Origin of the sequence: Vibrio thalassae (assembly GCF_900089835.1) — a bacterium.
Classification (GTDB): Bacteria; Pseudomonadota; Gammaproteobacteria; order Enterobacterales; family Vibrionaceae; genus Vibrio; species Vibrio thalassae.
Map to the genome: position 1 here is coordinate 20,638 of NZ_OANU01000054.1, position 22,960 is coordinate 43,597.

A 22,960-nucleotide genomic window follows, 5' to 3' on the forward strand; every position below is an offset into this window, starting at 1 on the left:
ACGCTTCACGATATTTAGCATAGTTCTACATGGGTTATTTTTCTATCCACTCATGGACAATTAGTGAGCAATATCACCAATATTATTGTGTGAATTTTTACACAACTCGTCATTACAAATGATAACCAATTTCATCTAATATTTTATTATCTACCCCTTTAGGGTTAGTTAAAAATAGATGTGAACTCAATCACTTAGATAAATTGATCTAAAACAGTAAACGTCCGACATGTAATTAAGTATTACTGAGTATGCGTTAATATGAACAGGTCTTTACATTTTGAGACATCTCCAAATCTTATTTAGGGAAATAGCCCCACAACGCATTTCAAAAATTAGAATATGGAGATAGCACTGTGAATAAGCATTGGATTTTAAGTTCCGTTGCTGCAATTGCTTTATTAGGCGCTTTAAGTGCGTCAGCTGTTGCTGCACCCGAAGAAGGGTTAATTGATCCTAGAAATCAAGCCTACGAAAAAGATCACCCAGACCAATATAAAACATGGAAAGAAACCAGTGAAAGTGAAGAAATAGAAGATGCGTTGGCGCACGACCCTAATATGGTCATCTTGTGGGCGGGTTATGGTTTTGCGAAAGACTATAATAAAGCGCGTGGTCACTTTTATGCATTAGACGATGTTAGACAAACACTGCGAACAGGCGGCCCGACAGATCCTAAATCAGGTCCTATGCCAATGGCTTGTTGGAGCTGTAAAAGCCCTGATGTCGGTCGTGTTATTGATGAGCGTGGTGAAGATGGTTACTTTGAAGGCAAATGGGCAAGACTTGGTGCAGAAATTTCTAACCCTATAGGCTGTGCTGACTGTCACGATACTCGTAGTGACGCGTTTAAAAATGGCGAACCTGCGTTGGCCATTGCTAAGCCATATGTAGAGCGAGCCTTTGAAGCTATTGGCAAGAAGTTTGACGAGCAATCTCGCCTAGATCAACAAGCATCGGTCTGCGCTCAGTGTCACGTTGAATACTACTTCACTGGCCCAACAAAAGCGGTGAAATTTCCGTGGGATATGGGCACAACGGTTGGTGAAATGGAAACGTATTACGATGCATTGAATTTTAAAGACTGGCAGCATGCGGTTTCTAAAGCCCCGATGCTAAAAGCGCAGCACCCAGGATACGAAACATGGCGTGATGGTATCCACGGTAAAAATGGCGTTGTTTGTGTTGACTGCCACATGCCTAAAGTCACTAAAGAAGATGGGACGGTCTTTACGGACCACAAAGTTGGTAACCCATTTGATCGTTTTGAAGATACCTGTGCCAACTGTCACACTCAAACCAAAGAACAACTCCAAGGCATTGTATCAACGCGCAAAGCGCAAGTTCTTAATATGAAACTTACCGCCGAGAAGCAAATCGTTGCGGCTCACTTTGAAGCAGGCGCAGCTTGGGATGCAGGTGCAACTGAAGAAGAGATGAAACCAATCTTGATGGATATTCGTCACGCACAATGGCGCTGGGACTATGCGATCGCCTCCCATGGTGTTCATATGCACGCTCCCGAAGTGGCACTTGAAATACTTGGTACGTCTGTAGACAAGGCGGCAGATGCGCGTGCGAAACTCATCCGCTTGCTTGCTAAGAAAGGTATCACAGACCCTGTAGAAATCCCCGATATCTCCACCAAAGAAAAAGCCCAAGCTGCATTGGGTATGGATATGGACAAGATGAACGCAGAGAAACAACACTTCTTAGAAACTGTGGTGCCTGAGTGGGACAAAGAAGCCGCAGCAAGAGAAGCGAAGTACTAATATTTCACTGATATGACTCTGTGATCTATTCGATTCTTAGTTAAAGCCCCGACTACTTGGAAGGGGCTTTTTGCTACCATTGAACTTATGATGATCAAACACCTAAATTGGCTCACAATGAAAAAGCATCTCGCATTGGTTCTGTGCTTGACAAGCTCTCCCCCGCTAGCAGGCACCTTCAACAGTGTATCCGTTGGTACGACAAGTGACGGAGGTTTTGGTGTCGGCCTTTACCACGATCGCAATCTAAGCTTCGGTTTTTACAGTAACCTCGCTGGTGGAACGGGCCCCAACAATGATGATTTTGCCCTCAATATTGGTGTGGTGAAATCTCTGACTGAGAATATTGTGGGTTATGTGGGTGCTGGGGTTGCTAACCGAAGTGAAGAGCTTTTCAATGACTCTATGATCAAAACTTACGACTCATCACTTCGTTTCAATGGCAACATTGGTTTGTTATTGAAAACTGGCGTTACTGGTTTTACTGCCGACCTAGGCTATCACACCGGTCTAGAGGCGGCGTATTTTGGTGTAGGCTACACCTACTAGCCACTACCAATAATTTTCACTGGCAAAGTTACCAGGTTTACGACGCAGATGTTTGGTTAACCCAAGCTCCCCTAATGCAGCACTGGTATCTTTCACCATGGCAGGATTACCACATATATACACAAAGCTGTCCGGCACGCTCAGTGTAACTCCGGTCATATTTTGTATCTCTCCATTGAGTAATAATTCAGGAATACGCCCTTGAAGGCCAGTGGCGTGGACTTCTCTTGACACAATAGAGACAAAATGAAATTTGTCGCCCAACGCTGTTTTCGCAGATTCAATCGACTCGGAGTAAACCAATTCACTTTCTGTGCGCACGGCATGGACCAGAACGATGTTATCGAAGCGCTCGGCGATAGAGGGATCGTCTAATATGGAAAGAAACGGTCCAATGGCAGTACCGGTAGAGAGCATCCAAAGTTCTTTCGCATAGTCTGGTATTTCTTCTAAGGTCATAAAACCCGAAGGCTGTTTGCCGACAAACAGTTTATCCCCCACCTCAAGATCGTTTAGTTTTGGCGATAATTGACCATTGTCATCGGCAATAATAAGAAACTCTAAATAGTTCTGACCATAAAGATGCTTTGGGTGATTCACCATCGAATAAGCTCGACGTACCCATTCTCCTTCTGAGTTCAGTAACCCCAACTTAGTAAACTGACCGGCAACATACTCGTCTATCGATGCTGCCACCTCAAGACTGAAAAGTTTCTCTGTCCACTGCTTCTTAGCCAGTACACACCCTTCAACCAAACCGTTAGGAACCGCTGCATTATCTATGTTCGCCATACTTTACCTCCAATGAAGAAAACCTAAGCTTCTGTTCATCATAGAGCCAAACCAGACAAAATTTAAACTACAGTTTATAAGGGAATTAGAACTTTTGAATCATTTCATCATAGATTTAGATAACAGATGAAAGAAATTCTCAGCTTTCCGGTCTACCTATATTGTGTGTCGTAAAAAGGAAGTGTTAGTGACCATGAAACCTTGTTTCCCAGCCGTGCCTATTGACGTGCCGAGCGAAAGCCCAGTTCGCTACTGGCTGCACGAATACCAGTATCAAACACTAGAGTTTACCGAGATGGAGCGCACGGCACTCTCAAGACTTCTACCATTGCTTGTATGTGGCGAACAATCATCTCAGTGGGTTTTTTATAATGAATCCATTCGACAGCAGAAAACGCCGCTAGCTCTTGCTGCTAATGACTTCGAACGTATTGTAGCTGACGAAAAATACCATGAAGAAGCACTAGAATGGGTTCGTAATCAAATAGAGGAACCTGCTGATATACTCGCGATAAAACGACGCAGCCAACGATTCTTTTCTTCATTGGGAGCAAAAAAAACATTTGAAGAGCACTTCGCTCAAATCGCTTGTCTCGATGCGTTGGTGTGTAAGCTCATGCTGTACATTGAGAAAGGGTCTTTGGGTCCGCATCACCCATTTACCCTCCTTTGCCGAGCAATCAAGCAGGATGAAGCAAGGCATGTTTCGGTCTCTAAACTACACGCTTTAGAACTTGGTTACGATAAATCACAATGGCGTGCACTGAATGCCAGTATCTCAGAGAGGTTATTTGATTTGCTTAGCACTGAGCGCGACGCCTTTGCTGTGCTTGGTGTTGATCTCAATCCAATTTTTGAGTCCAAGGAGGAATAATCTATGACGGCTACTTTTCTGCCCGGCCGAGCCTCATTGCTTGCCGCCAGCCATCAGTTTCCAGAACAGTATTTGTCTAACGAACAATTACTGACTGCGCTTGAACAACTGTCAGGCAAACGCTTTGCTCGGGTAGCAGCAAGGATCGTCCCTTTTTTAGGCATCGAAGGACGTCATTTTTCACGTAGCATCCACTCGCATGTCAGCGAACCAACCCCAACGAATTCTGAACTAACGGCTAATACTCTCAAAGATTTACTCGCAAACTCTCAGCACACTCTCGCAGACATTGACTATCTCATTGGTCATACGACGACACCTGATACACAACTTCCTCCCAGTATCGCTTGGGTAGCTGAAAAACTTCGATATCAAGGCCCGTTTATGGAGTTGCGACAAGCCTGTACGGGTTTCTCAAGTACGCTGCAAATCGCCATTCCTCGTCTTGCAATGCTCAACAAACCCATCGCCATTGTTGGTAGTGAAACAGGATCTGTGTATTTCGATTATGAAAAAGGCTTTCTTGACCAGTCTCAGTTGGTCAATTACATGCAAATGGGAGACGGTGCTGGAGGCGTCATTATTGGCCCAGAAACCAGCCAAGGAATGGGCACGATATCACACTGTTTCACAGGTCAAATTGGTGTCGATAGGTCACCGGGTTTATCCCTCGACGGTGGGTCTGCATCGGTGTACACACAAACTGGAAAGGCACGCTTTCATCACAGTGCAACCGATGTACGTAAAAGTGGCGAAGCCTTGTTTCAAGCAAGCATTCTCGCGTTAAGAAGTCATGGCTTTGAATTGGATAAGTTTGATTACATTATTCCCCACCAAGCAAGCGGGCGAATCGATAGTCTGTTGGCCGATACTTTAGACATAGATCCAGATAAAATTATCAATGATGCGAAACGTTGGGGAAACCTTGGTTCCGCAGCGATTTGGTGCAGTTTTTCAAGCTTAGTGCATAGTGGCAAGTTAGAGAGTGGTAGTAAAGTTGTTATTCTAGGCGCAGAAGCTACTAAATACATGTATGGTGGCTTTGTCTATACGCACAACCGCTAACACGCTATTCGTGGGCACTCATCCGTTTGGATTGATTAATTTTTTCAATAATAGCCGCTCTGTCAATTCCTGGGCGATTGGAATCAAGGATTTTCGTCCAGATTTCAATCGCTTTATTGTGTTGTGAATGTAGAAAGTAGTCTGACGCCAGCAATAACAATGCCGTATCATTGTATCCATCCATTTCTAACGCTTTATCAAGAAACTGCTGCACTTCAGGTGTGATAGTTTGAGACTCATCGAAGTACTTAGCCGTGGCAATGGCCGCGTACTGGCCTGCATATGGGGTCTCAGATAAGCGAATTGAGTAGTCAAAACAGGTGATCGCCGCATCAAACTCAGCGCTTTGCATGTAAAGCTGACCTAACTTAAACCAATCTTTGGCATCATTAGGGTTCTGTTTTAATGCTTGTTGCAACTCCTGCATCATGGTTTCACCATTTTTAAACGGTGTCATCGGTTGGGGCTCAGGAAGCGCGCTACGCATTTGCGACCAAATCAACAAAGAGACACCACAGACAAAAGTACTGATGACAACAGAGAACACAATACGCTGCTTTTGGCTAGCTAAGCTTTTTAAACTCAACATCGCGATAACGAAGACTACGACGCCGCAAAGCAAAGCGAACAAATAAATATTGAAATGCAAGACGGGGTACCTGGAGTAAAAAAGAACCGACATTATATCGGCTCCCGTTAAGATTCACTGTGTGTTTGTGGTCGTTTTCTAGAACACGCGGCGTTTTAGCCCTGCTCTTTCCAGTATTCTGGTCGAAATTTCCTCAACCGATAATGAAGACGTATTGATATACGGAATCGCTTCACGTCTAAATAAAGATTCCACACTTGCCAGTTCTTGTAAGCACTGTTCGGTGCTAGCGTAATCGCTACCAGCCAACCGATTCTCACGAATTTCAGTCAAACGCTTTGGGTCAATGGTTAAACCAAACAGTTTATGGCGATGAATTTCGAACTCAGACATCAGTCGAAGGCGCTTTATGTCGTCATCAATAAATGGGTAGTTCACCACACGCAAACCGAACTGCATCGCTAGGTAGAGGCTAGTTGGTGTTTTACCGCTACGAGATACACCAAGTAATATGATGTCGGCCTGATCTAGGTTTTTAAGTGAGATCCCATCATCATGCGCAAGGGTATATTCGATCGCCGCGATACGATCAAAATACTTATCACTGTCTTTGCCAACACTGTGAGAACGTTGCAACTTAGGTTTGGGTTCAAGCTGCAAATCGTCCTTCACTTGCGCCACAATACTTTCTAGTACGTCATAACAATACGCAGAAGACTGCATAAGACCTGTGCGAATTTCAGGTACAACAATAGAGAAAAATACCAACGGTTTTATACCATTGCGTTGGTAGGATTGATTAATTTCTCTAATGAGTTCATCAAGCTTATGCTCGCTTTCAACAAATGGAAACGTTTTCTCGTTAGCCTTGAACGGAAACTGCCCTAAAACCACGTGTCCCAATGTCTCGCAAGTAATCGCTGTTCCGTCAGAAACGTAGAACACGTCACGACTTTGACCATTATTTTTCATTTTCTATTTAATTTTTCAAAAAAATTTAAGTAGGATGCATTACATAATATCGATAACAAACCCTAGCATTCAATAACGTTCCCCCACAGTTTTGAAAAAAAGTTAACTATTTTCTTACTGAATACGTAAACGATTGCTATACCCTACAGCTGCAATGTTTCTGGAGATAGACATGCAACAAAACAACACCCTTTGGTTCAATGGCTTGTCCATGGACGATGTTGATAAAGTCGGCGGTAAAAACGCTTCACTGGGCGAGATGGTTTCTAATCTCGCCAATGCTGGAGTTTCAGTACCGAATGGTTTTGCGACGACTTCCTATGCCTTCAACCAATTCCTTGATTTTGAGGGATTGGACGAACGCATTCATGGACTACTAGATGAGCTTGATGTTGATGATGTTGACGCACTGCGTAAGACAGGCGCGACCATCCGTCAATGGGTATTAGAAGCCCCATTCCCTGCTGATCTTGAACAGGATATTCGAGAAAATTACCGAGAACTCATTGGAGGCAATTCAGAACTCTCGGTCGCGGTTCGCTCTTCTGCGACAGCGGAAGACCTTCCAGATGCCTCATTTGCTGGTCAACAAGAAACATTTTTGAATGTAAAAGGCATAAACGCCGTTCTTGAAGCCACGAAGCACGTGTACGCTTCGCTATTTAATGACCGTGCGATTTCGTATCGTGTTCATCAAGGTTTTGACCACCGCGGCATCTCACTATCGGCTGGTATTCAGCGTATGGTGCGTTCTGATCAAGCATCATCCGGCGTGATGTTCACCTTAGATACTGAATCTGGCTTTGACCAAGTCGTGTTCATTACATCGGCATGGGGTCTAGGTGAGATGGTCGTTCAAGGCGCCGTTAACCCAGATGAGTTTTACGTCCACAAGCCGCTCCTTGAGCAAGGGCAAACGCCGATTGTGAAAAAGACCTTCGGTTCCAAACTGATTAAAATGGTGTACTCCAACAATCAAGAAATTGGTAAACAGGTCGACATCATTGACACCTCTGATGCCGAGCGTAACCAGTTCTCGCTCACTGATGAAGAAATCAAAGAGCTGGCTAAACAAGCGATGATCATCGAAAAGCACTACCAGCGTCCAATGGACATTGAGTGGGCAAAAGATGGCATTGATGGCAAGCTCTACATCGTTCAAGCCCGCCCAGAAACCGTGTGCTCTCAAAGCGAACAAAATGTCATTGAACGTTTCCAACTGAACAATAAAGCGGACGTGTTGGTTGAAGGTCGTGCCATTGGTCAACGTATCGGTACCGGCCCAGTTAGATTGGTCGATTCACTTGACCAGATGCCACTGGTTCAAGAAGGACATGTGCTAGTGACTGACATGACCGACCCTGACTGGGAACCTGTCATGAAAAAGGCATCAGCGATTGTGACCAACCGCGGGGGGCGTACCTGTCACGCAGCGATCATTGCTCGTGAGCTTGGCATTCCAGCTATCGTTGGTTGTGGCAATGCAATAGAAAGCCTTGAAGACGGCGCGACGGTGACGGTCTCTTGTTCAGAAGGTGAAACCGGCTACGTTTATCAAGGTGAGCTTGAGTTTGAAGTTCGACGCTCAGCTGTTGATGAATTACCTCTTCTGCCGACCAAAGTAATGATGAACGTCGGTAACCCCGATCGTGCTTTTGACTTCGCTCAAATCCCTAATGAGGGTGTAGGTCTGGCGCGTCTTGAGTTTATCATTAACAAAATGATAGGCATTCACCCCAAAGCCCTACTTAACTTCGACCAGCAGACTCCTGAGCTACAAGCAGAAATTACGCAACGCATTCGCGGCTACGATGACCCAATCGATTTCTATGTAAGCAAACTCACTGAAGGTATCGCTACGATTGCCGCTGCTTTCTGGCCTAAACGTGTGATTGTTCGTATGTCTGACTTTAAGTCAAACGAATACAGCAACCTCGTCGGCGGTAAAGCATTTGAGCCACATGAAGAAAACCCGATGCTTGGATTCCGTGGAGCGTCTCGATACATTTCACCCGTGTTCGAAGATTGCTTTGAGTTAGAAACCCGTGCCTTGAAGCGTGTGCGTAATGAAATAGGTCTGAAAAACGTGGAGATCATGATTCCGTTCGTGCGAACTCCAAGCGAAGCGGCACAGGTTATCGATCTGTTGGCTAAGTTTGAACTGCGCCGTGGTGAGCAAGGTCTAAAAGTCATTATGATGTGTGAACTGCCTTCAAACGCTGTATTGGCGGATGAGTTCCTTAAATATTTTGATGGTTTCTCTATTGGCTCAAACGACATGACCCAGCTGACTCTTGGTTTAGACCGCGATTCGGGTGACGTGGCACATCTATTTGACGAGCGTAATCCTGCCGTCAAAGCCATGCTAAAAATGGCCATTGATGCAGCGACACAAGCGGGTAAATATGTCGGCATCTGTGGCCAAGGTCCTTCCGATCATGACGACTTAGCTGAGTGGTTGATGGAACAAGGCATTAGCTCGGTATCGCTAAACCCTGATACGGTGATTAATACCTGGTTGAAGCTGGGTAATGTTGCTAAGCAATAATTAGCCATAAGACAGCACTAAGCCAGAGCGATTCGCTCTGGCTTTTTTGTTGCTATATCGACGGCTTCCATTAGTTTTGAGCACATTAGTCATGTGTTTTAACCAAAGGTTCCGTTTTATTTTTGCAATAATACTTGTCGACTTTTTCACTTTTTAATTGCGCTAGCTCAAGCCTATTCTGGATAGGCAGACCAAAGCTATAAATGTGAGGTAACGCTATGAAAAAATCCATTGCCATTGTCGCAGGTGCACTTACCTGTGCTTCTGTCGGGGCCTATGCCACTGAAACAACTGTCCAAGATACCGACAATTCTGTTGACTATGTTCAAATTCGAAATGGTATTGCTTATCAAGTTAATGATACCACCCCCTTCACCGGCGAACTGACACGCAAATATGACTCCGGCCAAAATGCGCTTCATGTTCGATTCGCCAATGGCAAAGCTGTAGGGGCCGAAACAACTTACTACCCAAATGGTCAAGTTTCGTCCACAATTAATTACAAAGATGGTCTAGCGGATGGCGACTGGAAGCAATGGTATGAAAATGGCCAGCTAAAAGTTGACGCTGAATACACAGGTGGTGTACTCAACGGCGCCTATGACGAATGGTCCTATAATGGTCAAAAACTTGTTTCAGCGAAATACGACGATGGTAAGCTTCAAGGCAAAGTCTCTTCGTGGTATGAGAATGGTCAACCGCGTTCAGTTGAACATTATGATTCCGGCAAAAAAGACGGCTTAGCTACCAGTTATTATCCGAACGGTAGTAAGGCGTACGAAGCAACCTATGACCAAGGTGGCATTCATGATGGCACCGTCACCAAATACGCCCCTGATGGGCAAAAACAGTATGTTGTAACGGTTAAAGACAACAAGATGGTTTCAGAACAGCATTGGTTTAATCATCAGTCCTAGCCTACCCGTCACGCTTTCAGAGGAGATGATTATGATTACTACCCTACCATCACCACGTCCAGATATATTAGTCATTGAATTTGATGACAATGTCGATTTAGTGCAAGAAAAGCACATTATCGCTGAGGTAGACAAGCTATTAGCAGAACATAACAAAATCAGTGTGATGGCAATACTCGATGAAAGTGCTCATTGGTCGCTAGCCGCAGGATTTAAAGATATTGTTTGGACGCTGACGAATCTAAAGCAAATAGAGAAAGTGGCGATTGTCGCCGATCGTAAGGTGATCACATGGCTAGTTAATGCCGACTCCATCATCGCACGAATGTTTGATATAAAAGAGAAGGCGTTTGCCTCCGCTGACTTTGAAAAAGCTTGGTACTGGGTACAAGAGCCTAAATAGCTAACGCTCTCCTATCAGACAGATTTAATACGGACAACCAATAAAATAAAGCCAGACGCTAAACGTCAGGCTTTATTGTCCTACCGTCCATGCCCCGGAAACACTAAGCTAAGTGCTCAACTAACCAAACTTCTTCGGCAAAACGCGATAGACCTTGTTTTATTCGTCGATGCTCGCTGTCCGCCTCATCTCGCTCCAACAAGGTTAAACGGTAATCTTCTCCGAAATAGTCTTTTATTTCATTTGATGGAACACTAAAAGGAGGGCCCGACATTTCCGATTGAACATAGTCAAGCGTGATCATAAGAATTCGCCCACCTGGATTAAGCGATTGCTTCAACTTATCAACATATAACGCTCGCAAGTCTTCTGGCATCGCGATAAGAGCAGCGCGATCATAGATCAAATCGACAGGCTTGATTGGTGCAGTAAAGTAGTCACCAACATAGATATCGAGTTCATCAAACTGATACAACTCGAATTGACCATTAATGGGAGTCACCATTGGTGTATAAAAATGTTCCGCAAAAAACGCCCGGACGGCGATTTGACTTAATTCGACACCTTGAACATTGTCATGAAGTTGAGCCAGCCAAATAAGATCCTCAGACTTACCGCAAAGGGGAACAAACACGCTGTCGACTCGACTCGGTTTCACTTCGTTCCAATGCTTAATCAGTAACGGGTTTACATCCTCTAGGTGAAACCCAATTTTATTCGCAGCCCATTTGTCATGCCACAATTCAAAATCGTTCATTTATCGTTCATATTTGGTATGGATAATCATTAACGTAGAGTTTACAGAACGAGGACAAAAAGTCATGCCTAAGAAGGTAACTTTATTTCGAAACTCAAGTCACAACTTAGACTCTATTTCATTTTTTAAGGTTGGGTTCAGTTAGTTAGTCCCCATACTATAAGTAGTACAACTCCTGAACGTTTTCGCCCTTTTTTGTATACCGTTTTCGTAACGTCATTAGGAGAGAAAATGAGCATGTTTCTTCGTACCGCAGCACTGATGCTATTGGTACTCAGCCGTGCACCTGCATTTGCGGCAACGCTTAATCAATCCGATTCAACTACCTCAAAAGGAAACCAAGAACAGAACGAAGTTTGTCCATCAGTATTCAAACATAGTCTAAGTGGCTTGTATGGCATCGATACTGTGAACAGCAACGCACTTCAACCGCATTCCGACTTTGATATCTTGTATAGCAAAGCTCACCAAGCGCAACACGAATTAGAAGCGCTGTGCAAAACCACTGCTCTACTTGCTGGTACCGACGCGCACTTCGCTGGCGTCAAGTCTTACGATCGTGCAAAAGAAAAGATCCGCACTGAACTTAATGGTGAAGTTAATCAAATCACCGACCTCGCCCGCGGCACAATCGTGGCAGACGATGTTGAAGGGCTGGTCAGCGCCTATGAAGCGCTTAACCGAGAAGCTAAAGTCGTCCGTGTTAAAAACCGCTTCAAAAGCCCTGCGCCTTCTGGGTATCGTGATTTAAACATCTTAGTCCAACTGCCTAAAACTGGCATCATTGCAGAGGTTCAACTTCACTTGAAAGCGATTGCGGATGTGAAAAGTGGTCCAGAGCACGAGCTTTATGAAATTATTCAAGGTATCGAACGCAACGCCGCTGCACACGATCGTAGCTTAAATGACATAGAAACTGCGCAAATTACCAGCTTAAGAAGGCAGTCTCTAGAGCTTTACCAAAACGCGTGGCAACCATATATTACGACCAATATTAAAGCGGCATAATGCCGCTTTTCCCTTCGCTCTTTAGCCAATATCCACCGACAAAAAAACAAAAAGACCACTACATGTGGTCTTTTTGTTTCTAAAGTAAAACTCAATCTACTTTGATATTCTCCACTCGTGCCTTCAGTTTTTGGCCGGGACGGAATGTAACTACGCGTCGAGCAGAAATTGGAATATCTTCACCAGTCTTAGGATTCCGACCTGGACGTTCATTCTTGTCTCTTAAGTCAAAATTACCAAAACCCGACAGTTTTACCTGTTCGCCACTTTCGAGTGATTTTCTGATTTCTTCAAAAAATACTTCTACCGTTTCCTTGGCATCCCTTTTACTGAATCCGAGTTTCTCAAATAGGTTCTCAGCCAGATCGGCTTTTGTGAGCGCCATAAAACTCCCCTCAAAGCTAATTTAAACCTTACTATCACAGCGATAGCGCTAAACATTTCGTTTGACCAATCAACAACATAACGGTCTAACTTTGAAAAGTGTAAGCCAACCTTCTGATTTTCGCCAACTTTTTTATTTCATGGAAATGTCAGGATATTTTCTTATCTATTAGCAGGTTACCAATTTTTTAGCATAAAAGAGAAGTTTAGATAAGAAAAATACAGCATTATTAGATTTTTATTCTAATTCTTAAAGCCCAATTAGACATTAATAAAATAACAACAATTTACGAAATACCTAATCTAGCCCACAATTTTACGGTATTTATCTTATAAAAACAGTGGGTTGCAAACTTTAACAATATGAAACACGTTTAATCCATTCAGTAGAGAGTTATACAGCATGATATATAAGAGCTATATTTTTAGGTTGCCTCAATTTTAGTAATGTTGGATAAAAAAAGCGAGTTAACTCAGTTAACTCGCTTCTTCGCTCGACGGCTATATCGTTAATTACGATTAGTCACGTAGTGTTGCACCAAACTTCTCAGAAACGTGGGCGACAATCGCATCCACCGCACCTGCGATATCAGCATCTTCCAGAGTACGCTCAATCGATTGCAGCGTCAGTGCGATTGCAAGGCTCTTCTTGCCTTCTTCCACACCTTTACCGACATATACGTCAAACAGTTTCGCGTCTTTCAAGAACTCACCGCCCTGCTCTAAACACGCAGCAACGATATCACCAGAAGCAACGGCTTCATCAACAACCACAGCGATATCACGACGGTTTGATGGGAACTTAGAAAGCTGAACCGCTTCTGGAATCACTTTAGCGTTGATTGCCGACCATTCGATTTCAAACACGATAGTACGACCATTTAGGCCAAACTTACGCTCTAGCTCTGGGTGAACAGTACCAATTACACCAACTTCTTTGCCATCAACAATGATTGCCGCAGACTGACCTGGATGAAGCGCTGGGTGTTTAGCTGAAGCAAATGTGTATGCTTTTTCGTTTGTAGACAGCTCTAGAACTGCTTCTAGGTCACCTTTAAGATCGAAGAAGTCTACTGTGTTAGTTTCAATATCCCAGTGCTCTTCGCTACGCGTACCAGCAATAACACCAGCCAGCATCGGTTCTTGGCGCATACCGTTTTCTGCTGTGTCACAAGGGATGAAACGAAGACCATATTCAAATAGACGAACACGTGGCTGCTGACGTTTTTGGTTGTGAACAACCGTGTTAAGCAATCCTTGGATTAGGCTAAGGCGCATTGCTGACATTTCCGCAGAGATTGGGAATGGCAATACTAGAGGCTCAACATCAGGAACGATCAGTTTTTGCTGCTCTGGCTCAACGAAGCTATAAGTAATGGCTTCTTGGTAACCGCGGTCAACCAGCAAGTTGCGAACACGCTTAAGAGGTAAATCCGCTTCCACGTGGTTGTGCATTTTAAGAGCCGCAACTGGGTGTTGATTTGGAATATTGTCATAGCCGTAGATACGACCAACTTCTTCGATCAAATCTTGTTCAATAGCGATATCAAAGCGCCATGTCGGAGCTGTTGCCATCCAACCTGACTCTGACGTCTCAACAGTCAAACCTAAACGCTCTAGAATTTCTACCACATCAGCATCTTCGATATGGTGACCTAGTAGTGCATCAAGCTTAGTGCGACGCAATGCTACTGTGTTGGCTTTCGGCAAATCAGCGTCTGACTCAACGCAAACCACTGGTGCCACTTCACCGCCACAGATTTCAACTAGTAGCTCTGTTGCGCGCTCCATGGCGCTTGCTTGTAGTGCGAAGTCCACACCACGCTCAAAGCGCATTGAAGAATCAGTATGAAGACCATAACTACGTGCACGACCACGGATATGGTCAGGTGCAAAAAATGCACACTCTAGTAGAACGTCTTTAGTCTCAGAGGTTACACCAGACTCTTCACCACCAAAGATACCTGCAATCGCCAATGCTTTATTGTGGTCAGCAACAACTAGAGTATCGGCATTAAGCTCTGCTTCTGTACCGTCTAGAAGTGTTAGCTTCTCACCTTGTTCCGCCATACGAACCACGATGCCCCCTTCAATCTTCGCCAGATCGAACGCATGCATTGGTTGGCCTTGTTCTAGTAGAACATAGTTAGTGATATCAACAACAGGATCGATAGAACGAATACCACAACGGCGCAGTTTTTCTTGCATCCATAGTGGTGTTTCCGCTTGAACGTTCACATTCTTAACGATACGACCTAGGTAGCGAGGACATGCCGCTGGTGCTTTCACTTCAATAGCAGCAACATCTTGAATAGACGCGTCAACCGCGTTAACCGCTGGCTCTGTCACGTCTGCACGGTTTAGAACACCGACTTCACGAGCTAAACCACGGATGCTGAAGCAGTCTGCACGGTTAGCCGTGAGATCTACGTCTACCGTAACATCATCAAGGCTTAGGAAGTCACGGAAATCGGTACCGATCACCGCATCTTCTGCAAGTTCCATAATACCTTCAGACTCTACGTCGATGCCCAGCTCAGTAAATGAGCAAAGCATACCGTGTGAGGGCTGACCACGTAATTTTGCTTTCTTGATTTTGAAATCGCCTGGAAGAACAGCACCAACGGTTGCTACTGCTACTTTCAGACCTTCACGGCAGTTAGGAGCGCCACACACGATGTCTAGTAGTTCTTCTGCGCCAACATCAACTTTAGTGACACGTAGTTTGTCTGCGTCTGGGTGCTGCCCACACTCAACCACTTTACCTACTTTAACGCCAGTGAAAGAGCCAGCCACAGGTAGTACATCGTCTACCTCAAGACCAGCCATTGTAATTTGGTGCGTAAGCTCGTCAGTAGATACTGAAGGGTTTACCCACTCACGAAGCCATGATTCGCTGAATTTCATTGTGATGAACCCTCTGGATTACTTGAACTGTTTTAGGAAACGAAGGTCGTTCTCGAAGAACGCACGTAGGTCATTCACGCCGTAACGTAGCATTGTTAGACGCTCTACGCCCATACCAAACGCGAAACCAGAGTATTTCTCAGGGTCAATGCCAACAGCACGAAGTACATTAGGGTGAACCATGCCACAACCTAGAACTTCAAGCCATTTACCATTTTTACCTTTTACATCTACTTCAGCAGAAGGCTCTGTGAACGGGAAGTAAGATGGACGGAAACGAACTTCAACTTCCTCTTCGAAGAAGTTGCATAGGAAGTCATGCAAAATGCCTTTTAGCTGAGCGAAGTTTACATTCTCATCAACTAGCATACCTTCCACTTGGTGGAACATTGGCGTATGTGTTTGGTCATAGTCGTTACGATAAACACGTCCAGGTGCGATGAAGCGGAATGGCGGTTTACCATTTTCCATCGTACGAATTTGAACGCCAGACGTGTGAGTACGTAGCATCAAATCTGGGTTGAAGAAGAAAGTATCGTGGTCAGTACGAGCTGGGTGGTCTTCTGCGATGTTTAGTGCATCGAAGTTGTGGAATGCATCTTCGATTTCTGGACCAGACTCAGTGTTAAAGCCTAGCTCACCAAAGAACTGTTCAATACGCTCAACTGTACGAGTAACTGGGTGTAGACCCCCGTTCTCGATACGACGTCCTGGTAGAGTAACGTCGATAGTCTCTGCTGCAAGTTTTGCTTCAAGTTCAGCACGTTGTAGTGCATCTTTACGAGCAGCAATCGCTTGTTGAACTACGCCTTTCGCTTTGTTGATCTCTTGACCAGCACTGCGGCGCTCTTCTGGTGGTAGTTTACCTAGGCTTTGAAGTTGAACCGTTAGTTCACCTTTCTTACCTAGATACTGAACACGCACTTCGTCAAGTGCGACTAGCGAGTCTGCAGCTTCAATCGCCGTGCTCGCGTTAGCAATGATCTCTTCTAGATGTTGCATCGTTTCCTCGTCTACCGTCCGGTAGTATCCATAAGGGTGTTTTTTGATAGCTGTACATACTAATAAAACCCGCCGCTAATGCCAAATTGATTTGTAATTTGAACGGGTTATTGGGCAAAAAAAACTCGTTTTTCGTCCTTTTAGCAAAAATCCAATGGGAGACGATGACCATTTGCCAATATTTGGCGGTAATTAATTGGCTTTTGCGCGAACAAAAATGAAGTTTGGACGACGTGAAAGTGTATCAAATGTCTCGGGTGATACTTCTTTCATCATGGGATCTGGTTTACCTTCAGAAAACTTATCAAGGGTAAAAGCACTTTCTGAAAGGCTATCGAATAAGTTACTCAATGAACGTCTAAAGAATGACACTTCCACAGGTTCACCGATGGTGTTCCAATCCTCGGTAATACGTTCAACCGCGAAATAATTGTTCACATCGTTTTCTTCATAATCAACCAATGGATGATGTGTCGAAAAGATAAACCATCCACCTTGTTTCAGTACGCGGTGCACTTCTTTAAACAGCGGTACTAGATCTTCGAGGTAATGCACCATTAACGGGCACACGACGAGATCGTAGCTCGCGTCAGCTTCTTTGGGAAGCCCATCAGCCAAATCTTGCGCATAACAAGTGACAGCGTCACCTAGCTTTTGTTTGGTCATTTGAACCATTTGCTCCGAGAGATCGATAGCCGTTACCTTCGCCCCTTGATCGACGAAGTGCTGCGCATAGATACCAGGACCACATCCTAAGTCCAATACCGCTTTATTATCGACATCGCCCACCAAGGCAAGCGTTGAGGGACGCTCATAAAGGCCATTGTAAGCATTATTTTCAATCGCATCTGCGTATTTTACAGCGTATTTTGTATACATATCACCCATAGAAATACCTCCAACTATCAGACCATTTATCTCGCATTTGAATCGCGCAATCTAACGCTACGACGAAGACTCGTCAAACTCTGGTACTTGCCAAATCAAACGCAATATATCTCGGTGTTGAATACCATCTTCAAAGATGGGTTCATCATAGTTATCTACAAAGAAGTTCTTAACCACTCTATCCACGCGAAACCCGTGCTTTTGGTAGAACGAGAGTTGATACCCAAACGTTCCGGTTCCCAATTCGACGCAGCGAATGCCTTGACCCGTAAGTTTCGTTAACGCTTCGTCAAGTAAAACTCCGCCAAACCCTCTACCGTGGAACTCCGGATACGTCGCGATATTGAAAAGTTCAGCGCAACCATTAACGTGCTCCACTTCTATCAGTGTCGCTGCAATCAATCGGCCCTGCATAAACACAGCAAAAGCACGGCATCGAGCTCGATAGGCGTTAATCGCTGCTTCCTCAGGATCCGCGAGTAATAATATATCCAGTGGTAATTGCTCTTGGGGAATCTCTTTAACTTCAAACATCGAGTTATTCATCTTTCAGCACACTTTCCATCAGATAGTTGTCTAGTACGACGCCCCGGATATCAACTCGGTTCGGCCTTATGACAGTAAAGCCATAATGAGAGAAAAACGGTCTTGCTGTAATACTTACATAGGAGTACAGCCTTCGAATATCAGCTTCGCACGCTTTATTTAAGATAATTTGCATCAATGCGCTCCCTACCCCTTGCCGTTGAGCTTGGTGATGACAATAGAAGTGATCGATTAGCCCATCTGCTTGTAAATCACTATATCCCAATATCTGCTGTTGGTTTGTCACCACAAAAGGCTGACATCGAGCAATATACGTTTCAAAAGCTGATGTCTCTAACTCATCACGAGCCCATGCTCTAATCTGCATCTCATTGTAATCATAGCGATTTACAGTGCGAATTGTTTGCCGATATAATTCCAACAACTCGTTTGCATCGTCCTGTATCGCTGTTCTAACAGACAATCGCATATCTCGACTCCTTTATATGACCCATAACCCTCGCCGTTAATAGTAACAGCTTGAAGATGTATAACGAGATTAGTGTTAAGGTTACTAGACGGTAACCAATTGAAAGATATCTTTTTGTGTACTAGATATTACAACTCATAGATGAAGCGACACGGAAGCGATTATGCCCTAAAATAACATAGAGTGCTGGTGCTCTATGCACATCCCTCTCATAGGCGTTCTGAAGTGAATGCCCCAATGTATCGAGATGCTAAGTCCATCAACGGCGTCACGGCCGTTGATCTCTACTACGAGTACCCAACTTATAATATTAATATCGATAAGGAGCAGCAGCGGCTTATTGATCACGATGTCATCATTTTTCAGTTTCCACTCTATTGGTACTCAACCCCCTCAATTTTAAAAGAATATCAAGACCTCGTTTTAGAATATGGTTTCGCCTATGGGCAAGAGGGTACTGCACTTCACGGAAAAACCTTTCTTTGCGCCATATCAGCTGGGGGGAAAGCCGATGCTTATCAAACCGACGGTTACAACCACTTCACTATCCGAGAACTGCTTCAGCCGTAAGAACAGACTGCGAGTTTGACAGGGATGACATATTTGCCTCCTTTTTGTCTGTTTGGTTCACGTACTGCTCAAGAAGAACAACGCATACCTGAGCACAGAACACGGTGGAAAGAGCTATTGCGTTTATTGGTGAGTAACGAATTCAATGTTGAGCGAGCCAAACCTCTCGAAAACTCAACCATTACTGGTCTCAAGAACCCATTATCGAATCAGGTGAGGACGCATCATGACCGGAATTTTTCTCCAGGCTTTCGTTTATCTTATCGCAGCAGTTATCACAGCTTCGATTGCCTTAGTCGTTGTTGGTGGGCATTACCTCAGCCGACCATTGTTTAGATTCGTAGCTTCATCTGGGCTGCGTGAAATCTTCACCGCGACTGCACTGATGTTAGTGATTGGTATCGCAGCATTAATGAGCTTAGTTGTTCTCTCTCCTGCTTTGGGGACTTTCTTAGCCGGCGTCGTGTTGGCAAACAGTGAATTTAGACATGAACTGGAGTCAAATATTTACCCGATCAAAGGGTTGTTGATCGGTTTGTTCTTTATTACTGTCGGCGCGGGTATCAACTTCGGAATCTTATTTGACGACTTCTTTGTCATTATTGGTTTAACGATAGGCGTCATGACGCTAAAAGCCCTAGTGCTTTATGTGTTAGCGATGATTTTCAAGATCAAAGACAGTGCTCGATGGTTATTTACCCTAAGCCTCGCCCAAGCCGGTGAATTCGGCTTCGTTTTATTGAGTTTTTCGGTTCAAAACCATGTATTGCCTACCGATATCGCACAGACCTTATCTCTTGTGGTGGCCCTCTCAATGTTCTTAACACCCGGTCTGTTTATTCTCTTTGATAAGGTTATCTTACCGAAATTTGAAAAAGACAGTAACGACAGAGAAGCAGACACTGTTGATGAGAGAGGAACGGTTCTCATCGCTGGTATTGGCCGATTTGGTCAAATCGTCAACCGTCTTTTGGTCGCAAACCATGTAAAAACCGTGGTGCTTGATGTCCGGGCACAACAAGTGGACGATATGCGTCAAATTGGCACCAAGGCCTATTTTGGCGATGCCTCAAAACCTGACATTTTACATACTGCCGGAATTGAGGATGTCAAGTTACTAGTGATCGCTATCGATAACCAAGAAACCAATGTCGAGCTTGTAAAATATGTCAAACATACGTACCCTCACGTCAAAATCCTCACCCGAGCATTCGATAGAGGACATGGGTATCAATTAAGGCAAGCAGGCGCTGACTATATTGAGTCTGAACCTTATCACTCAGCCTTAGAGCTTGGAGCTAAGACTATGAAATGTCTTGGTTTTCACCCATTTTTCATTAAGCAAAAAAAGTCCATCTATAAAACGATTGAAGATAAACAATCTGATCGTCTTTACAAGGCTTGGAAAGGTGGTGCGGAAGATGAAGAACGTTTTGACAATAACTATCGCGACCTCTTTATTGAGTTAGAAGGCTTCATCAAAGATGCCATGCAGGTAGATAGAAACGATAAACACTCTCGTGAGCGTGGATGGACGCCACCTCCAAAAAGGTATGCAGACAATTTGGATGAATAAAGCAAAGCCGCATTGATCGTTGTCTTCGGTCAAGCACTGTAATCACAGATCTTATGCGCTAGGATGTAATGAATAGAGACGGGCCCTTAGCCCGTCTCTCCTTTTTCGCTCACCGGCAAGAATAAGTATCTAGGCACAAATTAAAGAGAACAACGTGGATAAAGATTCAAAACAATTAGCCAAACAATTGTTCAATATGACACTACCTATGGTTTTGGGTGTGTTATCCCTTATGAGCTTTCAGTTAGTCGACAGTGCCTTTATCGGTCAACTCGGTGTCCTCCCTCTCGCGGCTCAAGGTTTTACCTTGCCAATGCAAATGGTGATCATCGGTATTCAAGTCGGCTTGGGAATCGCTACCACGGCGATCATTTCCCGAGCTTTAGGCGCTAATGATGAATCGTATGCGAAGCAATTAGGTGGGTTAATTCTTGTTTTTGGTAGCCTTGGTGTGGCCGCCATTGGTGTACTCATTTGGTTGGTTCGACACCCAATATTAGTCATGTTGAGCGCACCTGAATCCGTCTACCCTATCATAGACAGCTATTGGCCTTATTGGCTACTGAGCTCTTGGGTCGGTGCGGTACTGTACTTCTATTACAGTGTGTGCAGGGCTAATGGCAACACTGTGCTACCGGGGATGATGATGGTGGCAACCAGTATCATTAACTTGATTCTCGACCCACTGTTTATCTTTACGTTCGACTTAGGTATCAATGGTGCCGCCATTGCCACTATTATTGCTTTTGGTATTGGTATCGCTTTTGTCGCACCTAAAGTTGTCCGTAAAAATTGGGCATCCTTTGACTGGAAAGACGTTAATTTGCCAAGAAGTTTACAGTCCATCTGGAAAATAATGGCTCCGGCGATGGTCAGTCAGTTGCTTCCTCCATTGTCTTCGATGTTAGCCACCAAACTACTAGCGACATTTGGCACTGCTGCCGTCGCAGCTTGGGCTTTGGGCTCACGCTACGAGTTTTTTGCTATCGTTACTGTGTTAGCATTGACCATGTCTATGCCACCGATGGTTGGTAGACTGCTTGGTGCCAAAAATCTCACCGACATTAAGAAACTCGTCAACCTAGCAGTTGGCTATATCCTCGGTTTCCAACTGTTTGTTGCTGTTATCACTTACATCTTTGCAGGGCATCTATCATCACTGATGACCAGCGAAGACAACGTACAGCAAATTCTTAATTATCACCTTATTCTCGTACCATTTAGCCTTGGGCCTTTGGGTATTTGTATGCTAATGGTTTCTATTTCCAACGCCCTTGGCAAAGCGAAAACAGCTCTAACGATTTCGGCACTTCGCTTGTTCGCTTTCTTCTTACCTTGCTTGTGGCTCGGCTCACAGGTTGACGGTATTGAAGGTCTCTTTTGGGGCGCTTTAGTCGGTAATATTCTTGCAGGTCTGAGCGCTTGGTTCACATACAGATACTCTCTCAAACAATTAGAAAAGTCCTTATTGAATTAAACCGATAACTTCTTTCTCAGTAACACTAACTATTTTTGTCAAACGCCCCCTCCTTTGCTACGTTTAAAATACGTAGTGAAAGGAGAGGTACAATTAATGAAGATAAACGTTCAGACCCATCATGTATCAATCGGTGAAGAGTCGCGCCAAGAGATTGAAAACAAATTTGACAAAGTATCAGCTCACTTTCCTCAGTTGATAAGCTGTGACATCATTATTAAGAAAGAACACGGTCAACATGAAGTGGAAATTTTTACTAACTATGAGGGTGTAAGAGTTTCAGCTAAGGCCTCTCACGACATCATGTATCCTGCAATTTCTGCCGCCCTAAAAAAACTCGAAGCCGGTTTACGGAACCGAAAAGGACAATTGAAGACTGACTTGCATGAAAAGCCAACGAGTACAAAACCAGAGATAGCGTCCGAAATTATTCAAGAAATGAAACTTACTTAAGTGTTCTTCATTGACATATCAAAAGCCAGCACCTTGCTGGCTTTTTTTGTTATCTGCTTTATTTCGATTCATTTTTTCTATTATTCACGTTTGCTTACACTGACTTTTATTTCGTAAATATCTGTTTTATTGCCCGCTATATCGAACTCGATCGCCCAATAACTTACCGTGCGCCATTTTGAAACCAATTCATCGTTAATGCGAATTTTTTTGGAAAGTTTCGCATTATTTTTACGGCTCTTCTCCGCTTTGTTGAGTCATAACGCAATACTTATGACTTCTACCATACTGACTAATAACCCTTTTTTAGTCAGTATGGATGAATCCTATTTTGACCCAGTTACTTTCTCAGCTTTTACATATTCAGGGGCAGGCAATCCAGTCGATTAAGGTCGATGAATCCACTCAAACTGTTGACGTTTACTGTCGTCGAGACCGACGA

20 protein-coding genes and 2 pseudogenes are annotated in these 22,960 nt (G+C 44.2%); 12 read left to right on the top strand and 10 right to left on the bottom strand.

The genetic code is table 11. The features are described from left to right. Positions 1 to 356: 356 nt before the first annotated feature. Both nrfA and VTH8203_RS15120 read left to right on the top strand, forming a co-directional pair. Positions 357 to 1,772, top strand: coding sequence for an ammonia-forming nitrite reductase cytochrome c552 subunit (gene nrfA / locus VTH8203_RS15115; RefSeq protein WP_096994421.1), 1,416 nt, complete (start codon positions 357 to 359; stop codon positions 1,770 to 1,772). Between the two features lie 117 nt (positions 1,773 to 1,889). Beyond that, positions 1,890 to 2,321: a hypothetical protein gene (locus VTH8203_RS15120; protein ID WP_158296152.1), complete on the top strand. Its 432-nt coding sequence runs from the start codon at positions 1,890 to 1,892 to the stop codon at positions 2,319 to 2,321. 3 nt (positions 2,322 to 2,324) lie between these two features. Here VTH8203_RS15120 and VTH8203_RS15125 read toward each other — a convergent pair whose 3' ends face one another. After that, positions 2,325 to 3,113, bottom strand: coding sequence for a ferredoxin--NADP reductase (locus VTH8203_RS15125; RefSeq protein ID WP_096994423.1), 789 nt, complete (start codon positions 3,111 to 3,113; stop codon positions 2,325 to 2,327). A 187-nt stretch (positions 3,114 to 3,300) separates the two neighbouring features. Here VTH8203_RS15125 and VTH8203_RS15130 point away from each other — a divergent pair, with 187 nt between their 5' ends. Continuing rightward, the gene (locus VTH8203_RS15130; protein ID WP_096994424.1) at positions 3,301 to 3,987 is read left to right on the top strand and encodes a hypothetical protein; all 687 of its coding nucleotides are present in this window, start codon (positions 3,301 to 3,303) and stop codon (positions 3,985 to 3,987) included. 3 nt (positions 3,988 to 3,990) lie between these two features. Further along, on the top strand, positions 3,991 to 5,052 hold the full coding sequence (locus tag VTH8203_RS15135; RefSeq protein ID WP_096994425.1) for a 3-oxoacyl-ACP synthase III family protein: 1,062 nt from the start codon (positions 3,991 to 3,993) through the stop codon (positions 5,050 to 5,052). A 4-nt stretch (positions 5,053 to 5,056) separates the two neighbouring features. Here VTH8203_RS15135 and VTH8203_RS15140 read toward each other — a convergent pair whose 3' ends face one another. After that, entirely contained in the window at positions 5,057 to 5,701 is a 645-nt protein-coding gene (locus VTH8203_RS15140; RefSeq protein WP_096994426.1) for a TPR domain-containing protein, read from the bottom strand. 78 nt (positions 5,702 to 5,779) lie between these two features. Beyond that, on the bottom strand, positions 5,780 to 6,613 hold the full coding sequence (gene ppsR, locus VTH8203_RS15145; protein WP_096994427.1) for a posphoenolpyruvate synthetase regulatory kinase/phosphorylase PpsR: 834 nt from the start codon (positions 6,611 to 6,613) through the stop codon (positions 5,780 to 5,782). Between the two features lie 154 nt (positions 6,614 to 6,767). Between ppsR and ppsA the strand changes: the two genes are divergently transcribed. The 3 genes from ppsA to VTH8203_RS15160 all read left to right on the top strand — a co-directional run bounded on the left by ppsA (position 6,768) and on the right by VTH8203_RS15160 (position 10,481). After that, positions 6,768 to 9,161 (top strand): phosphoenolpyruvate synthase, encoded by a 2,394-nt coding sequence (gene ppsA, locus VTH8203_RS15150; RefSeq protein ID WP_096994428.1) that lies wholly within the window; start codon positions 6,768 to 6,770, stop codon positions 9,159 to 9,161. 218 nt (positions 9,162 to 9,379) lie between these two features. Then, positions 9,380 to 10,078: a toxin-antitoxin system YwqK family antitoxin gene (locus VTH8203_RS15155; protein ID WP_096994429.1), complete on the top strand. Its 699-nt coding sequence runs from the start codon at positions 9,380 to 9,382 to the stop codon at positions 10,076 to 10,078. 31 nt (positions 10,079 to 10,109) lie between these two features. Next, positions 10,110 to 10,481 (top strand): SpoIIAA family protein, encoded by a 372-nt coding sequence (locus VTH8203_RS15160; RefSeq protein WP_158296153.1) that lies wholly within the window; start codon positions 10,110 to 10,112, stop codon positions 10,479 to 10,481. 103 nt (positions 10,482 to 10,584) lie between these two features. Here the strand turns inward: VTH8203_RS15160 and VTH8203_RS15165 are convergent, their stop codons facing one another. Further along, positions 10,585 to 11,238, bottom strand: coding sequence for a thiopurine S-methyltransferase (locus tag VTH8203_RS15165; RefSeq protein WP_096994431.1), 654 nt, complete (start codon positions 11,236 to 11,238; stop codon positions 10,585 to 10,587). A gap of 231 nt (positions 11,239 to 11,469) precedes the next feature. On the opposite strand from VTH8203_RS15165, the gene VTH8203_RS15170 reads away from it, so the two are divergent. Next, entirely contained in the window at positions 11,470 to 12,246 is a 777-nt protein-coding gene (locus VTH8203_RS15170) for a RelA/SpoT domain-containing protein (RefSeq protein ID WP_096994432.1), read from the top strand. A gap of 91 nt (positions 12,247 to 12,337) precedes the next feature. Here the strand turns inward: VTH8203_RS15170 and ihfA are convergent, their stop codons facing one another. The 6 genes from ihfA to VTH8203_RS15200 all read right to left on the bottom strand — a co-directional run bounded on the left by ihfA (position 12,338) and on the right by VTH8203_RS15200 (position 18,442). Beyond that, complete coding sequence (gene ihfA, locus VTH8203_RS15175; RefSeq protein WP_006074250.1) at positions 12,338 to 12,631, bottom strand: integration host factor subunit alpha; 294 nt, start codon at positions 12,629 to 12,631, stop codon at positions 12,338 to 12,340. A gap of 518 nt (positions 12,632 to 13,149) precedes the next feature. After that, entirely contained in the window at positions 13,150 to 15,537 is a 2,388-nt protein-coding gene (pheT, locus tag VTH8203_RS15180; protein ID WP_096994433.1) for a phenylalanine--tRNA ligase subunit beta, read from the bottom strand. Positions 15,538 to 15,555: 18 nt separating this feature from the next. Next, complete coding sequence (gene pheS / locus VTH8203_RS15185; RefSeq protein ID WP_096994434.1) at positions 15,556 to 16,539, bottom strand: phenylalanine--tRNA ligase subunit alpha; 984 nt, start codon at positions 16,537 to 16,539, stop codon at positions 15,556 to 15,558. Between the two features lie 192 nt (positions 16,540 to 16,731). After that, on the bottom strand, positions 16,732 to 17,427 hold the full coding sequence (locus tag VTH8203_RS15190; protein WP_096994435.1) for a class I SAM-dependent DNA methyltransferase: 696 nt from the start codon (positions 17,425 to 17,427) through the stop codon (positions 16,732 to 16,734). Between the two features lie 57 nt (positions 17,428 to 17,484). Next, positions 17,485 to 17,973 carry a GNAT family N-acetyltransferase gene (locus VTH8203_RS15195; RefSeq protein WP_096994436.1) on the bottom strand — a complete coding sequence of 163 codons (489 nt, stop codon included), beginning with the start codon at positions 17,971 to 17,973 and terminating at the stop codon, positions 17,485 to 17,487. Further along, a complete protein-coding gene (locus VTH8203_RS15200; RefSeq protein WP_096994437.1) occupies positions 17,966 to 18,442 on the bottom strand; it encodes a GNAT family N-acetyltransferase in 477 nt (158 codons plus the stop codon). Before VTH8203_RS15200 ends, VTH8203_RS15195 begins: the two co-directional genes overlap by 8 nt. Before the next feature lie 183 nt (positions 18,443 to 18,625). On the opposite strand from VTH8203_RS15200, the pseudogene VTH8203_RS15205 reads away from it, so the two are divergent. The 4 genes and pseudogenes from VTH8203_RS15205 (at position 18,626) to hpf (ending at position 22,518) form a co-directional block, all read left to right on the top strand. Next, a pseudogene (locus VTH8203_RS15205) lies at positions 18,626 to 19,242 on the top strand (NAD(P)H-dependent oxidoreductase). A 41-nt stretch (positions 19,243 to 19,283) separates the two neighbouring features. Beyond that, positions 19,284 to 20,588 (top strand): annotated as a pseudogene (locus VTH8203_RS15210) (NAD-binding protein); the annotation flags it as partial. Positions 20,589 to 20,784: 196 nt separating this feature from the next. Further along, positions 20,785 to 22,065, top strand: a complete 1,281-nt coding sequence (locus VTH8203_RS15215; protein ID WP_096994443.1) for an MATE family efflux transporter — start codon at positions 20,785 to 20,787, stop codon at positions 22,063 to 22,065. A gap of 96 nt (positions 22,066 to 22,161) precedes the next feature. Then, positions 22,162 to 22,518, top strand: coding sequence for a ribosome hibernation-promoting factor, HPF/YfiA family (hpf, locus tag VTH8203_RS15220; RefSeq protein WP_096994438.1), 357 nt, complete (start codon positions 22,162 to 22,164; stop codon positions 22,516 to 22,518). The last annotated feature ends 442 nt before the right edge of the window (positions 22,519 to 22,960 follow it).

Bases quoted from the DNA above. Each gene is read 5' to 3' on its own strand.
- VTH8203_RS15120 (WP_158296152.1), top strand. From the start codon at position 1,890: ATGAAAAAGCATCTCGCATTGGTTCTGTGCTTGACAAGCTCTCCCCCG.
- VTH8203_RS15125 (WP_096994423.1), bottom strand. From the start codon at position 3,113: ATGGCGAACATAGATAATGCAGCGGTTCCTAACGGTTTGGTTGAAGGG.
- VTH8203_RS15135 (WP_096994425.1), top strand. From the start codon at position 3,991: ATGACGGCTACTTTTCTGCCCGGCCGAGCCTCATTGCTTGCCGCCAGC.
- ppsR (WP_096994427.1), bottom strand. From the start codon at position 6,613: ATGAAAAATAATGGTCAAAGTCGTGACGTGTTCTACGTTTCTGACGGA.
- ppsA (WP_096994428.1), top strand. From the start codon at position 6,768: ATGTTTCTGGAGATAGACATGCAACAAAACAACACCCTTTGGTTCAAT.
- VTH8203_RS15155 (WP_096994429.1), top strand. From the start codon at position 9,380: ATGAAAAAATCCATTGCCATTGTCGCAGGTGCACTTACCTGTGCTTCT.
- VTH8203_RS15160 (WP_158296153.1), top strand. From the start codon at position 10,110: ATGATTACTACCCTACCATCACCACGTCCAGATATATTAGTCATTGAA.
- VTH8203_RS15165 (WP_096994431.1), bottom strand. From the start codon at position 11,238: ATGAACGATTTTGAATTGTGGCATGACAAATGGGCTGCGAATAAAATT.
- VTH8203_RS15170 (WP_096994432.1), top strand. From the start codon at position 11,470: ATGAGCATGTTTCTTCGTACCGCAGCACTGATGCTATTGGTACTCAGC.
- ihfA (WP_006074250.1), bottom strand. From the start codon at position 12,631: ATGGCGCTCACAAAAGCCGATCTGGCTGAGAACCTATTTGAGAAACTC.
- pheT (WP_096994433.1), bottom strand. From the start codon at position 15,537: ATGAAATTCAGCGAATCATGGCTTCGTGAGTGGGTAAACCCTTCAGTA.
- pheS (WP_096994434.1), bottom strand. From the start codon at position 16,539: ATGCAACATCTAGAAGAGATCATTGCTAACGCGAGCACGGCGATTGAA.
- VTH8203_RS15190 (WP_096994435.1), bottom strand. From the start codon at position 17,427: ATGGGTGATATGTATACAAAATACGCTGTAAAATACGCAGATGCGATT.
- VTH8203_RS15195 (WP_096994436.1), bottom strand. From the start codon at position 17,973: ATGAATAACTCGATGTTTGAAGTTAAAGAGATTCCCCAAGAGCAATTA.
- VTH8203_RS15200 (WP_096994437.1), bottom strand. From the start codon at position 18,442: ATGCGATTGTCTGTTAGAACAGCGATACAGGACGATGCAAACGAGTTG.
- VTH8203_RS15215 (WP_096994443.1), top strand. From the start codon at position 20,785: ATGACACTACCTATGGTTTTGGGTGTGTTATCCCTTATGAGCTTTCAG.
- hpf (WP_096994438.1), top strand. From the start codon at position 22,162: ATGAAGATAAACGTTCAGACCCATCATGTATCAATCGGTGAAGAGTCG.